Raw genomic sequence first — 15,505 nt, forward strand, 5'->3', positions numbered from 1 at the left:
TGCAGACGGGACCAAAAAGAACAACGCATTGCTTTAACAGAGAGGTGAACTTTAATGAAAAAACTGATTATGGGGCTGACAATAGCTGCAAGCCTTGGTGCTGCCAGCTTTGCTGCAACAGGCGCTGCATTTGCGGCTGAAAAACTGAAAATTGGCTTTATCTACATCGGACCGCCCGGTGATTTCGGCTGGACCTATCAGCACGATCAGGGCCGCAAAGAGATGGAGAAGGCACTCGGCGATCAGGTCGAGACGACTTTTCTTGAAAGCGTTCCCGAAGGCGCTGATGCGGAGCGCTCAATCGAACGTCTCGCTCGCGCCGGCAACAAGCTGATTTTCACGACATCCTTCGGTTACATGGACCCGACGATCAAGGTCGCGCAGAAGTTTCCGGACGTGAAGTTCGAACATGCGACTGGCTACAAGACTGCCGAGAACGTTTCGGTTTATAACTCCCGCTTCTATGAAGGGCGTTATGTACAGGGCGTCATTGCCGCGAAAATGTCGAAGGCTGGCGTTGCCGGTTATATCGGATCGTTCCCGATCCCCGAGGTGGTGCAGGGCATCAATGCATTCATGCTCGGCGCGCAGTCAGTCAATCCCGACTTCAAGGTCAAGGTGATCTGGGCAAACTCCTGGTTCGATCCCGGCAAGGAAGCCGATGCAGCCAAGGCGCTTGTCGATCAAGGTGTTGATATCATTACGCAGCACACGGATTCGACAGCGCCGATGCAGGTAGCCTCCGAGCGCAAGATCAAAGCTTTTGGTCAGGCGTCCGACATGATCAAATTCGGTCCTGAAACGCAGCTGACATCCATCGTCGATAATTGGGGCCCATACTATATTGAACGCGCAAAAGCGGTGATTGATGGTAGCTGGAAGTCCCACAATGTCTTCGAAGGCATGAAGGAAGGTCTGGTTGTCATGGCGCCCTATACCAACATGCCGGATGACGTGAAGAAGCTTGCCGAAGAAACGCAGGCAAAGATCACTTCCGGTGAGCTGAAGCCTTTTACCGGTCCATTGAAGAAACAGGATGGTTCGGAATGGCTAAAGGCTGGTGAGACTGCCGACGACAAGACCATATTGAGCATGAACTTTTATGTGGCGGGCGTAGACGACAAGCTCCCCAACTGAAATCGAGCGAACCGCAAAAAAGAAGGGCGCCACTGGCGCCCTTTTCATTAGTTTGTCAGAACCTGAAATCAAGCGGCTTCATCAGCCGAAGCAGCATTGAGCATACCATAACGCTCGACACCAATTGAGTTCAGCAGGTCGATCTGGGTTTCAAGGAAATCAACGTGACCTTCCTCATCCTTGAGGAGTTCATCAAACAGCTCCTTGGAAACATAGTCGCCCAGTTCTGAGCAGATTTCACGGGACTTCTTGTAGGAAGCTACCGCATCCATTTCGCCCTGCAGGTCAGCCTCGAGAACTTCCCTGATATTCTGGCCGATGCGAAGAGCACCGATGGATTGCAGATTTGGGTGGCCTTCAAGGAAAATAATGCGCTCGATAATGCGATCCGCGTGATGCATTTCTTCAATTGATTCAGCGCGTTCTTTCTTGGCGAGCTTCTTGAAGCCCCAGTCATCGAGGAGGCGGAAGTGCAGCCAATACTGATTGACAGCTCCCAGTTCGAGGAACAGTGCCTCGTTAAGCCGCTCGATGACCCTTGGATCGCCCTTCATGTCGTGAACTCCCGTATTCGTGTCGTAATGACCGCACACGGTCAATGAACAACACAGCATCGGAGTCGTTCGGACCATGGCGGAGGTGATAGTCTTCCGTCACCTTTATGATGGTTTCGACGACATTTGGGAAGCAGCCGCAGCAGCGGCCGCGCTTCTTCAGGGCGTGGTAAATCTTGGCAGGAACCAAAAGCTGCCAAGGGTCAGCATCGAGAAACTCAATGATAGTATTCTCGATCTCTTTTTGGGTAATGATATTGCAATGGCAAACTAGCATCGTGTTTTGATGCCGTATTGCGAAGTAGACAAGCTATTGGAAATGCTATGTGTTTTCTGTGAAATACCAAAAAATGACCGAGACATTGCCTCAGGCTGTAATTCTATATCTGAAAACACAATCCCGCACGCGGGGAATACTTCCGAACCGAACAATGGTTCCTCCAATCGCAAGGGTTCAAGGCCCAAACATTAAAGGTCATGCGTTTGTACAACGCTGGCTCTATCAAACGTGTTTATAAGCATTCTGTCAAATCGGCAGGCCGGATTGCGTCATGATTTCAATAACTTAGAATAGTTCTAAACTAGAAAAATAACATAACCTTTTCAATCATGTTTCGATAAATGGGTTGGTTCGGCAGGTCAAAATCGGGCACAAAAAGACGTGTGTCATAACGTCTCATTTGTCGGATTCCGACCAAAATACATGGCAATGGTGGAGACAGGCGCAACCGAGCACAATCATTTCGCAACTGTCGATAGCGAATTTGCTGCAAAAATCGAACCTTTTGCTCGGAGATTCGCAGGTTTCTCCGCAGGAACGTCACCGTTCTGCCTGAACGCTAAGTCGATTCCGTCAAATACTCAGCAAAAGCTTGCCGGTGGGGACTCGCAGCCGGCTTCACCGGCTGACGAGTGATCGACTCAACTGGCTGTTGCGAGGCGTGGAGCCAATGCATCAATTCCGAGCAGGGCGCGAACATCGCGCTTGTCAACGATATCGTCGATCGAGTATTGGGACAGCACCTCAAAGAAAGCATTGAGAGCTTTGCGCAGTGCTGAGTTCAAACCGCAACTGTCAATGAGCGGGCAATCAGCACCATCAGCTTCAAAGCATTCGGCCATTGCGAAGTTTTCTTCGGTGACGCGAACAACATCGAATAGGGTAATGTCGGTTGCGGGCTTGCCCAGCTTCACGCCACCATTACGGCCGCGGACAGTTTCGATGAAACCATTTTCCACGAGTGGCTGAAGGATCTTGAAAAGGAAAAGTTCTGACACTGTGTACGCCTGGGCGATCTCGCCGATACGGCTGAGCTTGCCGTCATTTGCAGCGCAGTACATCAGAATACGGATAGCGTAGTTTGTTTGACGTGTAAGTCGCATGGGAATGTCTTTCTCAACCTGAACCGTCAGGCAATTTCACTCACTCTACGTATCCTACTTTAGAATTATTCTCGATAAAGTAAATAATAATATGAACCTAATGTTCATATTATTATTGGAAGCGATAACATGCGGGATCGATCAGGCAACAAGCACCACGATAGATGAAGCTATCAGGCCGATTGCGACGAGAAGCGAAAGCCCATAAAGGCGCGGCTTGTCGAAAAGCACAGAAAAGCCGGCAGCCCAAACAACGACGGCGGCGCCCAAAGCGAAGAGAAAACCTGCCTTGTTCAACCAGGCGATATGGACAGCCATAAGCCCGCCTATGATCAACGCGCCGAACACGACCATCAAAGCAAGGGCGTAATTCTCAAACTTGTCCATCGCGATAACTCACTCTCAACCTGCATATTGTGGAAGACAGCCTTCCATACGTAAACGCCGGTCAGGGCCGACGAATTGCGCATACATAGACCTTTAGGTCGTGCGAAAGCAATATTCCAACGAATCTTGTCAGATTGGATATTGCTCATAGCTTTGGGCACAAAAAAAGGCCGGGAAACCCGGCCTTCAATAAACTGTCACGCTCGTTAGCGGCGGTAGGCGCTTAAACCAATAAGCAAACCGACTGCTGCAACAGCGGAGACGATGGCGACAGCAGTGAGCGGATTTTCCTTGGCTTTTTCGGCAACATATTGTGCCTCGTCGCCAACAAATCGAGCTGCCTTACGGCCGCTTTGCTTCACACTGTCGTAAGTGGAACTGGCCTGATCATAGAGATCGTACCCCTGGTCGGAGAGCGATTTGCTGATCGAGGAAAGCTCTTTGCGCAAAGAGGCAATCTGTGTTTCCAGATCGTCTTCAATTGTGTCGCGAACTTTCGTTGTATTTGTTGCCATTCCAAATATTCCTTTGTGATTTCTACCGTTTGAAGAACGTCAAAGGACATATTTGGTTCCGCATAAAGCCGGAAAGCTATTTCCAACAGCCGTTATTCTGCCCGTTCAAATTGTGCGAATCGATATCGATGCCGGCTGAAAAATCGTTCTTTGCCAGGAATACTGCGGTTTCTGGCTTGATTCTGATTTTATTCCACCCCGCGCAGTTAGAGTTTCTCGGCGGGTTTTTGTCGGCCCAACGCATTGCGCCGCATCCTGTCAGCACAAGCATGCAGGGCACTATAACAACCGTCGCAAGTATCTTCATCATTCCAGACTTTCAATATGGCCGGTCGCAAAAATGGCAGCCTTGAACAAGCATGACATATAATGTGCAAGTCGTACCATGATACTTTCGTTATAGATGATCAAAATCAATCATCATTGCTGGCATTCAACTCCTGCGGCCGCAAACCCTCATCTGCAGCACGGCCATCAACGGCCTGCGCAAGAATAAGCCTGCTGGATTTCAACAATGGTCCATTCGCTTCCCGCACTTTGGCCAGACGAGGATTGGATTCATGCGCGGTCACAGCCGCTTCATTTGCGTAAAGCTCATTGACCATCACCTTATTAGGAATAGGCGTACCATCGCGTTTGATCGGTTTGATGACCTCAAACCGCAGGCAACCCGGCTCTTCTTCGAGGGTTTTCCTGGCATGTTCGCGTATTCTTGTGAGAAATTCTTCTTCGCTGCCTTCGTTCGTTTCGAACTCAACGATAATAGTCAATGCGGTCATCAATCCTGTCTCCCATCTAGAAAAAAAGGTCTAACAGGGGCAAGGGGTTAAATCCAGACAGCGCTCATTGCCGCCGGAGAAAAATCAACAATAAGGCACCCATGACCATGGTACACAGGCCAATAACCAGCCAACGCGTCTGTCCAACCATGAAACTGCCGCCGATCAGGCTGAGTCCCTGAAGCGTCCATATGCAGCCGGCGATTATCAGTAACGCGGCAATGACGCGCAAAATGGTTTTCATTCTGTCCTCCAAGATGCTCAAAAGGGGTCAATGCAGTTTACGCAAAAATTCTGGAACATCTAAGGATTCGGGACGTTAATTTTTTGTCCGCCATCGCAAGTCAGACATACCTCGAATGTCGTTTCACTGCGATGATTAAGGTTGCCTTGCAGCCAAGGGTCAAGATGATCCCTAGTCTCAAACGGAAGGAAACTCCCAATGAAACTTATCCAATCTCAAAACTCGAATGGTGGAGTTTGAAATGGTGGATGTGATGTTGAACCGGCAAACCTGGATTGTGGTTGCAGACGGCGAGAAAGCTCTGTTTCTTCGTAACAAGCGCGAGGCGAATAACGTTGAACTGCACACAATCCATGAAATGACACAGGCAAACCCCGCAACTCGGGAGCAGGGCACTGACAAGCCCGGACGCTTTTCAGATGGGCCAACTGCACACCGAAGCGCCGCTGAAGAAACAGATTGGCATGAAATTTCAAAGAAGCGATTTGCTAAAGAAGTTGCCGACGAACTTTACACGTTCGCGCATAAGGGCGACTTCGAGCGGCTTATAATTATCGCCCCACCGGTGGTCCTGGGTGAAATTCGTCAGGAATTTCACAAGGAAGTGTCTGACAAAATCGTAAGTGAGATACCAAAGACGCTTACCAATCATCCGATTAGTGACATTCAATCCATTCTCGCTGGATAAGTGAAGCAGTCAAACAAAACCCTTGGCCATGCGGTCAAGGGTTTTGTAAGTTGAGGCTTGATTCGGCTCTAACAAACTGGACTCTGGATAAATATATCGCGCATCGTTTCAGTGCGGCTCAGGCTCAAGACACCGCTACACTCAACTTGTTGGTATTTTAACACAATTGCCGACAAATTCAACGATCCGAACGAGCACGTATTATTTCAACCGGGCCTTCAATCTCTCATTTTCTTCTTCCAATACTTTAATTCTTTCTTCCAAAGCATTGATGGCCTTAAATACTGCGACCCCCATGCTTTTAAAGTCGCCACTATGAATTGCAGCTTCAATTGCCTGTCTGGCGTTTTCGAGCGACATCGTTCTCCTCCAAAGTCACCTTAATTCCACCTGTAGAAGCGGTTTTCACCGGGTCCACCGTGTTGTTGCGCAAGGTTGCTCCAACTGCACCTAAAAGAAAAGCCCAACCCTCAGGGGCGTGAGGATTGGGCTGTTGGCTTGTGGGGTTTAGCCAAAACTGGTTTGGGGGAACCAGTACATGCAAAATGCATCTGGTAAAAATTGGTTCCAGCTTCAGTAAAAAAAATTGAGATTGGAGTGCCTAGGCTGAAGGCAGCAGATTGAAGATTACCGCCAGATGAAAGGCCACGGCACCGGCGAAAACGAAAAACACACCAAGGCGATCAGTGCTGATCGTCAGCTTACGTTTCGAGGGCGAGGTTTCGCATACAGCGGCGTCGATCAGGCTCATTAAAGAGGCTCCCATTCATGTGAGAGCAATAACGCCGGAATTGATACCCGATTAGAACGATAGAGATTACTTAAAGCGTTGCATTATCGGACAAAATTTGCGCGAGATCTGTTTACTGCGAAATATTTTTATCCCACCGACCAGCAAGCTTCAACGATAATAGATTGCCTGAAGGTCGGAGTAATGGGGCAATTCCGCAACTTCAGAATTTGAATTCTCGAAATAGGCCAATCGGCAAAAACAATATCGCGAAATCAACCCTGGCAGAGCAAATCGTAATCTGGCTGAGGGCATACGGGATGTGCTGCAATAAGGAACGAGGAGAGTCTTGTTCTCCCATGTTCATGTCGGCAGCAATCGAGGAATGACATCCAATGGCTTTAGTACAAGCGGGAGCCGCACCAGTTCATCAGAACCTGGTGGCCCATAATGATTTGACTGTGGAATCTGCTTCCTTCAAAGATTCAATGCGCCATCTTGCAGGTGCTGTAAGCGTCATAACCGTTGGGCGCGGCAATGACCGCAGTGGTTTCACAGCGACTTCAGTTTCTTCATTGGCGATTGACCCGCCGTCTGTGATTGTCAGTCTTAATCGAGAGTCATCATCCTGGGCGGTATTGCAGCGTCATGGCAGCTTTTGCGTAAACGTGCTGGCCCATGACCAGAAGCACATCGCAGATAATTTTGCAGGCCGAGGCGGTATTAAAGGCGTTGAGCGCTATCGTGACGCCGAATGGCAGGAACTCGCCACAGGCACCTCAGCCTTGGTCAACGCCTTGACTGTACTTGATTGCGAACTCGATGAGGCGGTCGAGCGTCATTCCCATGGCATATTGATCGGCCGGGTGAGGGCTGTAACTCTGCGCACGGAAGCGGAGCCATTGCTATACTGGCATGGTGCCTATCGACATATCACGGCCCCGATCGTCAGCGCTTAGACGTTAGGTAACGATTGTCGTCACCGAACCGGCAATCAACACGAATGAAACGAACAGGATCAGCCCGTATAACCGCGGGCGGTCAAAAATAACCGCAAAACCAAGGAAGAACGCGCTACAGGCAGCAGCCAGAGCGAAGATAAAGGCCGGCTTATCGCCGGTAGAAATGGCAAAAGCCATCAACCCGCCAATGATGAGCGCCCCGAAGACAATAAATATCCACGTCGCGAAGGTTTCATAGCGGTCCATCATTTACTCCTGCAGTCTACGCGTAGCTATTGGCCCGATTACAACCGAATAAGCGCATACAGTCAAATTGGTTTGCCCTAACAGGGAGACGTCCTGTGGCAATCGCAACTGAATTCCACAACTTGGTCGAAAACAGGAATTGCCTACCCCGATCACCACGCAATTTAATCGCTGCATCGTTCTGCTGTCATAAACCGATGCCTATAATGGCGAAAATTGAATCGTACACGGAAAGCATATTCGAAATGAACGGGCGAGTCGTTCCAACTGAACATCCGGAGGTGGCCGGCGAAAAACTTCTGGCATCCGTGCTGGCAGGAACAGCCTTGCGCGCGAAGACAAATGGTCTCCGCCAGTCACTCTCCCACATTGATGCTGCCAAGCAGCAGGTTGCGGTGGCTAGAGCTGCAGCAGACCAGAGCCTCTTACGCGCAAAAGCCGCACCACGGCCACATGAAATCAGCAATCCGGCTTTTGTCGAACTGTTTGAGGCACATCAGCGGGACAGGGAAGTACTGTTTGCAGCAATGCGCGCATTGGAGCACGCCCGTTCAGCAGCCGAATAAAGTTCAAAACTGAATTTCTATGGGCAGAGAAAAACGATCAGGGCAGCCAAAGCAACGCCAATGCCGAATATCGCAAGATACCAACCTTGGGAATTGTGAACAGCCCAAGCATCTTCATCGTCTTCGTCAAAATCGTCTACTACCAAGAATCCAATCCTTTCGGTGGATGGGTCTGAGGCAGGAACTTCAAAAGTTCCGAACCTCAGATTACTTATGGTAGTAAGATAACGTATCAAAATGCAAACAGTTTCAACACTGCCTGATTTTTAGGCCAACTACGCGGGACGCTTGGGGATGTCCAGACCGCGCTGCACCGCGGGGCGAGCCAGACCACGCTCAAGCCAAGCCGGAACATTCTTGAGCTTATCAAACTCGACAATTTCTCCCGCGCCATAAAAACCGATGAGATTGCGCACCCAGCCGAGCATGGAAATATCGGCGATCGTATATTCATCGCCCATGATCCACTCACGGCCTTCAAGACGGGTCTCAAGCACGCCCAGCAGACGCTGCGATTCAGCGCGATAACGCTCAAGCGGCCGCTTGTCTTCATATTCACGGCCTGCAAACTTATGGAAAAATCCGAGTTGCCCAAACATTGGCCCGATAGCCGCCATCTGGAAGAATACCCACTGAATGGTTTCATAGCGCTTGGCCGGGTCCGTAGGGATTAGCTTGCCGGTCTTTTCAGCCAGATAGAGCAGGATCGCTCCCGATTCAAACAAGCCGAGCGGCTTGCCGCCGGGACCATCCGGATCGATGATTGCAGGAATCTTGCCGTTCGGATTGAGCGACAGGAATTCCGGGGTCCATGTCTCGTTCGTCGTGATATCGACGAAGTGGGGCTCATAGGGAATACCAAGTTCTTCCAGTACTATGGAAACCTTCACACCATTGGGCGTAGCCAAAGAGTAAAGCTGCAAAAGCTCAGGATGTTGTGCAGGCCATTTGGTCGCGATGGGGAAGGACGATAGGTCAGTCATTTGATATTCCCTTGGATAGCGGTGTTTACGAGTCGTGGAAAGCTAGCATGATCGCCTGTCAAAGTGTTCCGGCGAAATATGGTTTCACCGAAACACTTTTACTTGATCACGCAGTTGCGGAGAAGGACGCGAAAAATTGTTCCGGTCCTTCCACCTCAACGAGGCGGCGCTTCTCGATAAGCCAGAATCGGTTGCCGATAGCGCGGACGAAACTACGATCATGCGATACGACCAGACAGCTTGCCTCCTGCGTCATCAGCTCATTTTCCAATGCTTCCTGACCTTCAATATCAAGATGATTGGTTGGTTCATCGAGCAGGTAGAAGTTTGGGTTGGACAGCCGCAAAACCAGCATGCCCAAGCGCGCTTTTTGCCCGCCGGAAAGAATGCTGTTTGGTTTGTTCTGGATATCTATTCCCAAACCGGCTCCGGCAAGAAGTGTGCGTGCACGCTGATCGCCGACATCGAAACGGCGGCTGATCGTGTCAAAAGGCGTTGAACGATCCGAAAGATCGGATAAGGCCTGATCGCCATAACCAAGGACCAGTGACGGCGTTGCCTTGATCGATTCCGGCAACGCTGCAGGATCGGTAATCGACTTGCGGATCATGTCGACGAGCCGGGATTTCCCTGCACCGTTCAGCCCGAGGAGCACTATGCGGTCACCCTGACAAATCCAACGCTTGCCGGTATTGAACAGCAGCGTTCCGTCCGGCGTTTTGACCGAAGCCTCGTTCAGCGTGACAAGTACCTTTGCGTGCGTGCCGCTATTGGCAAGTTTTATGGCTCCCGACGAGCGTTCCTGATGTGCAGGCCTGGCCGAATCCTCCAGCCGCTCCGCTCGTTGCTTCAATTGCCTGGTTTTGACCGTGAGGAGATCGCTACCTGAATTAATAGCGATATTATTGAGCTTTGCTGCCTGCTGGCGGAGCTGATTAGCAACTTTCATATCACGCTGAAAACGCCGTGCCTCCGAAGCATCGATCTCGTCCAAAGCCTGACGGGCGCGGCCATAAGGCAAGGAGAATGAGTGCGAGTTTTCCGGTCGCAAAAACAATGTCCGGTTTGTCGTCGCGTCAAGGAAGGCACGGTCATGGCTGCAGATGACAAGCGGCACATCGCGCGGCAGGTCATTGATCCAACGCTCCAGCTGGGTAATCCGCGACAGATCCAGATGGTTGGTCGGCTCATCGAGTAAAAGTACGTCCGGTTCTGTTACCCAAACACGGGCCAGCATGGCAAGCCGCTGCCAGCCGCCACTCAATTGCGACAGTACGCGCTGTCGTAATTCCTCCGGTACATCAAGTGAATCAAGCACGATATCGACGCGCCAGCTTTCGCTATCGATCTGCTCAGCGGGTAGGGCAAGGTGTACGGCTTCATAGAACGTCGTGCTCACGAGTTTGTCGGGCATGATCTGCTCGACATGGCCGATCCGCAAGCCACGTGTCCGGGTAATATCGCCGGTCGTTGGCTCCAGTTCACCAGCCAAGCTGCGCAACAAAGTTGATTTGCCGCGCCCATTGGCAGCGATGATACCAAGGCGATCGCCTGCGGCGATGGCGAGGTTGAGATTAGCAAAGAGTGGGGCGCCAAGGGTGATACCAAGGCTTCTGACGTTGATCAGGGTCATGTTCATTCTCTGGAATGCCGAGCTGCGGCGACTACGCCACTCAGACTCGGTGAATTATCGATTGGCAGCGACCCGAATTTTCAGGCTGTACGCTGCACTCAACGAAGGGCAGACCAGGATATGAACTTGAAAGAGACTTCCGGTCAGCCCTGCAAACGCGATTGCAGGGCGTAGACAGGGCCGCGCCGACGATGCTGATGGAATGGTCCGTTCATGTGCAGCCCTCCTTTCTTGATGGTGTTCGCCGCATAGATAACATTGCCTTTTGCGGGAAGCAATCGGGCGTAATGCAAGCGCAATCTGGCGACCGCATCTGCTGTGGTATCCAATACAGTCAGGGGGATAAATGTCAGTTTCCAAAATCAAGCGTTGGTCGCGCATCGTGCCGGCAATTCTGGTCAGTGCCGCATTTCTTGCCGGTTGCGCGTCGGATGTCATGAAAGGCTATCTTGGCAAGCCATTGGAATCATTGGTCATCGACTATGGACCTCCAACCAATGTCATCGACATAGGCCCCGGTCGAAAAGCCTATCAATGGCGTAAGATCAACACGATGGCCGTGCCCGGAACCTCAACCGAACAGATGCGCAGAACCAAGCACGGCAAGAGTTATCAGACTATCGAGACGCCAGGTTACGTTCAGGAAACAGAGTGTTTCTATACATTCTACGCCCAGTTTTCCTATGGCCGCTGGTACGTCACCGATTTCCGCAAGCCCAAGCTCGAATGCGAATAGTGAGCTAAGAAGCGGCGAGGGGAATTGTAATCCGGAAACATGCGCCGCTTGAGACACCATCTACGATGGTCACATGCCCGCCATGCCGGCTCACGATCTCCTTTACGAGATTGAGGCCAAGCCCCGCGCCATGATCGCGCGGGTGCAGCCGATAAAAGGGCTCGAAAACCTGCTCGCGTTCACTCAAAGGAATTCCGATGCCTTCGTCGGAAACTTCAATCACTCCGTTTCGTTCAACGCGAATGTTGATATCGCCTTGCTGTCCACCATATTCGATGGCGTTCTGGACAAGATTGATAACGGCGCGTTCAAGTGCGCCTGTATCGCCGATAACAAGTACGCCATTTTCCTCAGCCTCCACGGAAAGCTCGTATCCGGACGCAATTGCAAGCGGCGCAAGGTCTGCAGCAACCCTTTTGCAGATAACCGCAAGGTCGACGCGCTTGAAGGTTGCCTTGTCACGGTCCAACCTTTGCAAGTCCAAGAGTTGCTCGGCCAGAGCCGCGATCCGCCCCGTATCAGCCAAGAGCCGCGTACGAAGGGGATTGGCAGGCATGGTTTCAACACGCGTTTGCAGAATGGCAATAGGTGTGCGCAGCTCATGGGCTGCATCAAGAATGAAGCGTTGATTGCGTTCATAACCTGCATCGAGACGCTGCAAAGCGCCATTGACCGCGTGCACCAGTGGACGAACTTCGGCGGGGACATTGCTATCAGGCAATCGATTACCCCGGCGGTCAATATCAATTTCCTCCGCCTGTCCTGCCACAACAGCCAAACCGGAAAAGGCGCGAGTGACTATCCATGGAATCGCTACAATGGTGATGATCGTCAGGATGAGCAGGATCGGAATCATCAGGAGATTTGACAGGAACAGAACAACAAAGGTCAGGCTAAACAGTCTTCCTTCGCCCAAAACGGTAAACTTGCCGGCGGGGCCTGATGTTTCCCGGATTACCGCAGAATAAGTATAAGGCTGAACCATATCGCGGATATCGGCAAAGCTGACACGATCAAGATGTTTTGCCATGTTTTGGTAAACCGGCGGAACGTCTCCAACCGCGATGACTTCTCCACGCTCACTGCGAGCTACAAACCAGAAGTCCGGGACAGCTTGACGCAATGCCTTCAGTTCTTCGGTTTCAACCAGTTTCAATTGACCGTTTTCGTCCCGTTTCATTGCGCGTGCAGCAATTTCCGTGACTTCCGGATCAACCAATGCGCCGCCAAGATCGGCACGCACCAGCAATGCAACAAGTGCCAGAACAAATAAGAAAAGCAGCACGACCTGAAATAGCAATAGTTGCCAGATCAGCCTTCGTTTGAGAGAGTTCCGTGAGAATGGTTTCATGGCAGGCACCGCAGCAGATAGCCTACACCGCGTATACCATGGACTTCCACATCGGCTCCGGCATCGGAAAGCTTCTTTCTCAAGCGGGAGACGTGTGAATCCAGCGCATTGGACTGGATTTCATCATCGAAGCCATAGACCGCTTCCTCAAGAGCGCTTCGCAATACGGTGCGACCCTGCCTGCGAATAAGCGCTTCCAGAACAAGCAATTCTCGCCGCGGCAGATCGAGTGCTACTCCGTCGACACGAGCTTCGCGACTATCGAGATTAAATTCAAGCTTGCCCAAGGTGGCAATAAGCGGGGCGATTGCGGAGGGGCGGCGCAGTAAAGCGCGCACGCGGGCGAGAAGCTCCTCGACGGCAAAAGGTTTTGCGAGATAATCATCCGCACCCATGTCGAGTCCCGTGACACGATCCGGAACGGAACCAAGCGCCGTAAGCACGATGACAGGAATGCTTAAATTAATGGACCGGAGATAGGTCAAAAGCGATATTCCGTCCCCATCCGGCAGTTGCCGGTCGAGTACTATCGCATCATGAACCTGTTCGCTCACGGCGTATCTGGCTATTTCGAGCGTCGGCGCGTGATCAACAATAATGTCAAACTGCGTCAAAGCCTGGCTCAATGCCTCCGCCATTTGCGGCTCGTCCTCGACAAGCAATAGACGCATATGATTCCTCACTTCCAAACGCTGCCAGTTTGCCCGCAATATCGGGATGGACAGTTGCGTCAGTATTACGTGCATGTTCACGATATCGGAAACTCGCGCAATGCTGCTGCAATCCCGCCAATTCACCATTGCTCATATTTGTTTGAAGCGAACGGGGTCAAGTATGGCAAATGTTTCGGGGACAGCGGGAAGGCCGGCATTAAAACGAAGACGTACCATTCTGGCACTCGGCACGCTCACCACACTACTGCTTATAACTCAGCCGCAATGGGCCACGGACAGCGCAACGTCTGTCTCAATCCGTATGACAGGCCTTGTGCTGATCGCCATCTGCGTTGCAGGACGCAGCTGGTGCGGTCTTTTCATTCCTCCAATACGAACCGGTCCACTTGTTACATACGGACCCTATTCAGTTGTCCGGAACCCTTATCATCTGTTTTCGGTTCTCGGCGCTGTTGGAGCGGGGCTTCAGATTGGCAGTCTCCTCTATGGTTTTGCATTTGGCATGACCGCGTTGATAATCTTCTCATCGACGATAAAGCGCGAAGAGCGCTTTTTGGCAAAGCTGCACGGTGTCGACTACGAATATTACCGGCGTCATATAATGCGTTTCATCCCAAACATACGTCGTTGGCGCTCTGGCCGTTCCGCCCATTATTCTGCGGAAACCGCAGCCGCCGGTCTTCTTGACTCGCTGCATTATTTTGCAGCCATCCCATTTGCGTGGCTGCTGGAAAGCCTGCATGGCACTGGCGGATTACCGGTAGTGGCGTTCATTCCCTGACGTCACCAGGGCCAAAGAAAAAGGCGGCTCCGAAAAGCCGCCTTTTGTTGATGTGGCACCTGGTTAGTTATACGGCGAATAGCACTGTGCACGCGGCCCGCCATAGGGCTGGTAACTATTGTCGGAAGACCGGTAGGAGCGATACTTGTCATAGCACCATTGCACATGGGCATTACCACGCACCGGGGCTACCCGGCGCGGCTGATTGGCAATGGCTCCACCAATAATTGCACCGGCACCAAAGGCTGCCAGAGGATACCACCAACCGTCATTATGACGGCGATAACCGGGGCGGGAATTACGATAACCGCGATGCCCACGCCAGCTATGACCGCCGCGCCAACGCCTGTCATTGCGGTACTGCACCTGATCGACGTTCGATTTGATTTCAAGCGGGGCAGATACAAACGGAGCTGCCGATGCCGGGATGATTGACGTGAAACCCATTGCCAAACTCAAGGCGCCTGCAAATATTCCAGAAACTATTTTTTTCATCATTATTCCTCCTGAATAAGAACCCTAGAATGACTTGTTCCAGATGAATACTATATGAACATAACACCTTCCAAGTGCCCTGAAAGATTACGTTTTTGTAACGTTGAGCGCGTTGGGAGCAGTTTCAGGCATTGCTACTTCACAGGCAGCACCCGGCAGTTTTGGGGTAGAGGATTGAGCATAAGCGTTGTCCGCATGCACGTTCATAAACACGGCAAGACATGAATCAGGACAATCTTCAGAAAGAATATCACTCATGCAAACCAAGACTGGCAGATCTGGAGCAGGAAGCGCTTGGGCTCAGCGCGATAAACGACGCTCGTTGGCTTTGACTTTCCTGCGATAATTGCTGACGATCGAAGCAGGCGAAGATCCCATCGCCAGGCGAAAAGCCGATTGACCAGCCGTGTCAATTTTCTCCTGGAGCATCAGATTAGCCTCAGCCAGTGCAGCAGGGCCGCCAACCGACATTTTCCACATTCTAAGCCAGACAACCCGCTGGGATTCCGCGCCCAGAAGCCACATATTGAACCAATAATTATTCATGATTTGATCTACCGCAGCTTGAGAAGGGCTATGCTGTCTATTGTACAGCTACCATAGAACTCGCGGAACAGGGTGCAGTTCCATCGCAGATCAAAAATCACCGGATGGCATTGCA

25 protein-coding genes are annotated in these 15,505 nt (G+C 51.3%); 7 read left to right on the top strand and 18 right to left on the bottom strand.

Going from position 1 to position 15,505, the window contains the following annotated elements:
• The first annotated feature begins 69 nt into the window (after window positions 1-69).
• A complete protein-coding gene (locus ABKW30_RS17385; RefSeq protein WP_348600429.1) occupies window positions 70-1,137 on the top strand; it encodes a BMP family ABC transporter substrate-binding protein in 1,068 nt (355 codons plus the stop codon).
• A 68-nt stretch (window positions 1,138-1,205) separates the two neighbouring features.
• Here the strand turns inward: ABKW30_RS17385 and bfr are convergent, their stop codons facing one another.
• From bfr to ABKW30_RS17410, 5 genes are all read right to left on the bottom strand, one after another.
• On the bottom strand, window positions 1,206-1,691 hold the full coding sequence (gene bfr, locus ABKW30_RS17390; RefSeq protein ID WP_348600166.1) for a bacterioferritin: 486 nt from the start codon (window positions 1,689-1,691) through the stop codon (window positions 1,206-1,208).
• On the bottom strand, window positions 1,657-1,968 hold the full coding sequence (locus ABKW30_RS17395) for a (2Fe-2S)-binding protein (protein WP_348600167.1): 312 nt from the start codon (window positions 1,966-1,968) through the stop codon (window positions 1,657-1,659). Before ABKW30_RS17395 ends, bfr begins: the two co-directional genes overlap by 35 nt.
• A 644-nt stretch (window positions 1,969-2,612) precedes the next feature.
• Window positions 2,613-3,074, bottom strand: a complete 462-nt coding sequence (gene rirA, locus ABKW30_RS17400) for an iron-responsive transcriptional regulator RirA (RefSeq protein WP_348600168.1) — start codon at window positions 3,072-3,074, stop codon at window positions 2,613-2,615.
• 141 nt (window positions 3,075-3,215) lie between these two features.
• Window positions 3,216-3,461 (bottom strand): hypothetical protein, encoded by a 246-nt coding sequence (locus tag ABKW30_RS17405; RefSeq protein ID WP_348600169.1) that lies wholly within the window; start codon window positions 3,459-3,461, stop codon window positions 3,216-3,218.
• A gap of 206 nt (window positions 3,462-3,667) precedes the next feature.
• Window positions 3,668-3,976 carry a hypothetical protein gene (locus ABKW30_RS17410; RefSeq protein ID WP_348600170.1) on the bottom strand — a complete coding sequence of 103 codons (309 nt, stop codon included), beginning with the start codon at window positions 3,974-3,976 and terminating at the stop codon, window positions 3,668-3,670.
• Between the two features lie 29 nt (window positions 3,977-4,005).
• Here ABKW30_RS17410 and ABKW30_RS17415 point away from each other — a divergent pair, with 29 nt between their 5' ends.
• Entirely contained in the window at window positions 4,006-4,329 is a 324-nt protein-coding gene (locus ABKW30_RS17415) for a hypothetical protein (RefSeq protein ID WP_348600171.1), read from the top strand.
• Between the two features lie 60 nt (window positions 4,330-4,389).
• Here the strand turns inward: ABKW30_RS17415 and ABKW30_RS17420 are convergent, their stop codons facing one another.
• A complete protein-coding gene (locus ABKW30_RS17420; RefSeq protein ID WP_348600172.1) occupies window positions 4,390-4,755 on the bottom strand; it encodes an antibiotic biosynthesis monooxygenase in 366 nt (121 codons plus the stop codon).
• A gap of 64 nt (window positions 4,756-4,819) precedes the next feature.
• Window positions 4,820-4,999: a hypothetical protein gene (locus ABKW30_RS17425; protein WP_348600173.1), complete on the bottom strand. Its 180-nt coding sequence runs from the start codon at window positions 4,997-4,999 to the stop codon at window positions 4,820-4,822.
• A 241-nt stretch (window positions 5,000-5,240) separates the two neighbouring features.
• Here ABKW30_RS17425 and ABKW30_RS17430 point away from each other — a divergent pair, with 241 nt between their 5' ends.
• On the top strand, window positions 5,241-5,687 hold the full coding sequence (locus ABKW30_RS17430) for a host attachment family protein (protein WP_348600174.1): 447 nt from the start codon (window positions 5,241-5,243) through the stop codon (window positions 5,685-5,687).
• Window positions 5,688-5,888: 201 nt separating this feature from the next.
• Here ABKW30_RS17430 and ABKW30_RS17435 read toward each other — a convergent pair whose 3' ends face one another.
• Both ABKW30_RS17435 and ABKW30_RS17440 read right to left on the bottom strand, forming a co-directional pair.
• Window positions 5,889-6,047 carry a DUF5320 domain-containing protein gene (locus tag ABKW30_RS17435; RefSeq protein ID WP_008123123.1) on the bottom strand — a complete coding sequence of 53 codons (159 nt, stop codon included), beginning with the start codon at window positions 6,045-6,047 and terminating at the stop codon, window positions 5,889-5,891.
• Between the two features lie 241 nt (window positions 6,048-6,288).
• Window positions 6,289-6,438 (bottom strand): hypothetical protein, encoded by a 150-nt coding sequence (locus tag ABKW30_RS17440; protein ID WP_348600175.1) that lies wholly within the window; start codon window positions 6,436-6,438, stop codon window positions 6,289-6,291.
• Window positions 6,439-6,812: 374 nt separating this feature from the next.
• Between ABKW30_RS17440 and ABKW30_RS17445 the strand changes: the two genes are divergently transcribed.
• Window positions 6,813-7,376: a flavin reductase family protein gene (locus ABKW30_RS17445; protein WP_348600176.1), complete on the top strand. Its 564-nt coding sequence runs from the start codon at window positions 6,813-6,815 to the stop codon at window positions 7,374-7,376.
• 3 nt (window positions 7,377-7,379) lie between these two features.
• On the opposite strand, the gene ABKW30_RS17450 is transcribed toward ABKW30_RS17445, so the two are convergent.
• Complete coding sequence (locus ABKW30_RS17450; RefSeq protein WP_348600430.1) at window positions 7,380-7,625, bottom strand: hypothetical protein; 246 nt, start codon at window positions 7,623-7,625, stop codon at window positions 7,380-7,382.
• Window positions 7,626-7,870: 245 nt separating this feature from the next.
• Here ABKW30_RS17450 and ABKW30_RS17455 point away from each other — a divergent pair, with 245 nt between their 5' ends.
• Entirely contained in the window at window positions 7,871-8,191 is a 321-nt protein-coding gene (locus ABKW30_RS17455) for a hypothetical protein (protein WP_348600177.1), read from the top strand.
• A 17-nt stretch (window positions 8,192-8,208) separates the two neighbouring features.
• Here ABKW30_RS17455 and ABKW30_RS17460 read toward each other — a convergent pair whose 3' ends face one another.
• From ABKW30_RS17460 to ABKW30_RS17470, 3 genes are all read right to left on the bottom strand, one after another.
• Complete coding sequence (locus ABKW30_RS17460) at window positions 8,209-8,337, bottom strand: hypothetical protein (RefSeq protein ID WP_348600178.1); 129 nt, start codon at window positions 8,335-8,337, stop codon at window positions 8,209-8,211.
• A gap of 129 nt (window positions 8,338-8,466) precedes the next feature.
• The gene (locus ABKW30_RS17465) at window positions 8,467-9,174 is read right to left on the bottom strand and encodes a glutathione S-transferase N-terminal domain-containing protein (RefSeq protein WP_348600179.1); all 708 of its coding nucleotides are present in this window, start codon (window positions 9,172-9,174) and stop codon (window positions 8,467-8,469) included.
• 106 nt (window positions 9,175-9,280) lie between these two features.
• On the bottom strand, window positions 9,281-10,807 hold the full coding sequence (locus tag ABKW30_RS17470) for an ABC-F family ATP-binding cassette domain-containing protein (protein WP_348600180.1): 1,527 nt from the start codon (window positions 10,805-10,807) through the stop codon (window positions 9,281-9,283).
• A 346-nt stretch (window positions 10,808-11,153) separates the two neighbouring features.
• On the opposite strand from ABKW30_RS17470, the gene ABKW30_RS17475 reads away from it, so the two are divergent.
• On the top strand, window positions 11,154-11,543 hold the full coding sequence (locus ABKW30_RS17475; RefSeq protein WP_348600181.1) for a hypothetical protein: 390 nt from the start codon (window positions 11,154-11,156) through the stop codon (window positions 11,541-11,543).
• Between the two features lie 4 nt (window positions 11,544-11,547).
• On the opposite strand, the gene ABKW30_RS17480 is transcribed toward ABKW30_RS17475, so the two are convergent.
• Together ABKW30_RS17480 and ABKW30_RS17485 are read right to left on the bottom strand one after the other, a co-directional pair.
• On the bottom strand, window positions 11,548-12,894 hold the full coding sequence (locus ABKW30_RS17480; RefSeq protein WP_348600182.1) for a HAMP domain-containing sensor histidine kinase: 1,347 nt from the start codon (window positions 12,892-12,894) through the stop codon (window positions 11,548-11,550).
• Window positions 12,891-13,565, bottom strand: a complete 675-nt coding sequence (locus tag ABKW30_RS17485) for a response regulator transcription factor (protein ID WP_348600183.1) — start codon at window positions 13,563-13,565, stop codon at window positions 12,891-12,893. The genes ABKW30_RS17480 and ABKW30_RS17485 overlap by 4 nt, the downstream gene beginning before the upstream one ends.
• A 163-nt stretch (window positions 13,566-13,728) precedes the next feature.
• On the opposite strand from ABKW30_RS17485, the gene ABKW30_RS17490 reads away from it, so the two are divergent.
• Window positions 13,729-14,349, top strand: coding sequence for an isoprenylcysteine carboxylmethyltransferase family protein (locus tag ABKW30_RS17490; protein WP_348600184.1), 621 nt, complete (start codon window positions 13,729-13,731; stop codon window positions 14,347-14,349).
• A 63-nt stretch (window positions 14,350-14,412) separates the two neighbouring features.
• Here the strand turns inward: ABKW30_RS17490 and ABKW30_RS17495 are convergent, their stop codons facing one another.
• The 3 genes from ABKW30_RS17495 to ABKW30_RS17505 form a co-directional block, all read right to left on the bottom strand.
• Window positions 14,413-14,844, bottom strand: coding sequence for a BA14K family protein (locus ABKW30_RS17495; RefSeq protein WP_348600431.1), 432 nt, complete (start codon window positions 14,842-14,844; stop codon window positions 14,413-14,415).
• A gap of 87 nt (window positions 14,845-14,931) precedes the next feature.
• Window positions 14,932-15,102 (bottom strand): hypothetical protein, encoded by a 171-nt coding sequence (locus ABKW30_RS17500; RefSeq protein WP_348600185.1) that lies wholly within the window; start codon window positions 15,100-15,102, stop codon window positions 14,932-14,934.
• Window positions 15,103-15,144: 42 nt separating this feature from the next.
• Entirely contained in the window at window positions 15,145-15,390 is a 246-nt protein-coding gene (locus ABKW30_RS17505) for a hypothetical protein (protein WP_348600186.1), read from the bottom strand.
• Window positions 15,391-15,505 lie beyond the last annotated feature (115 nt).

This window comes from Phyllobacterium sp. SB3 (assembly GCF_040009165.1).
Classification (GTDB): domain Bacteria; phylum Pseudomonadota; class Alphaproteobacteria; order Rhizobiales; family Rhizobiaceae; genus Phyllobacterium.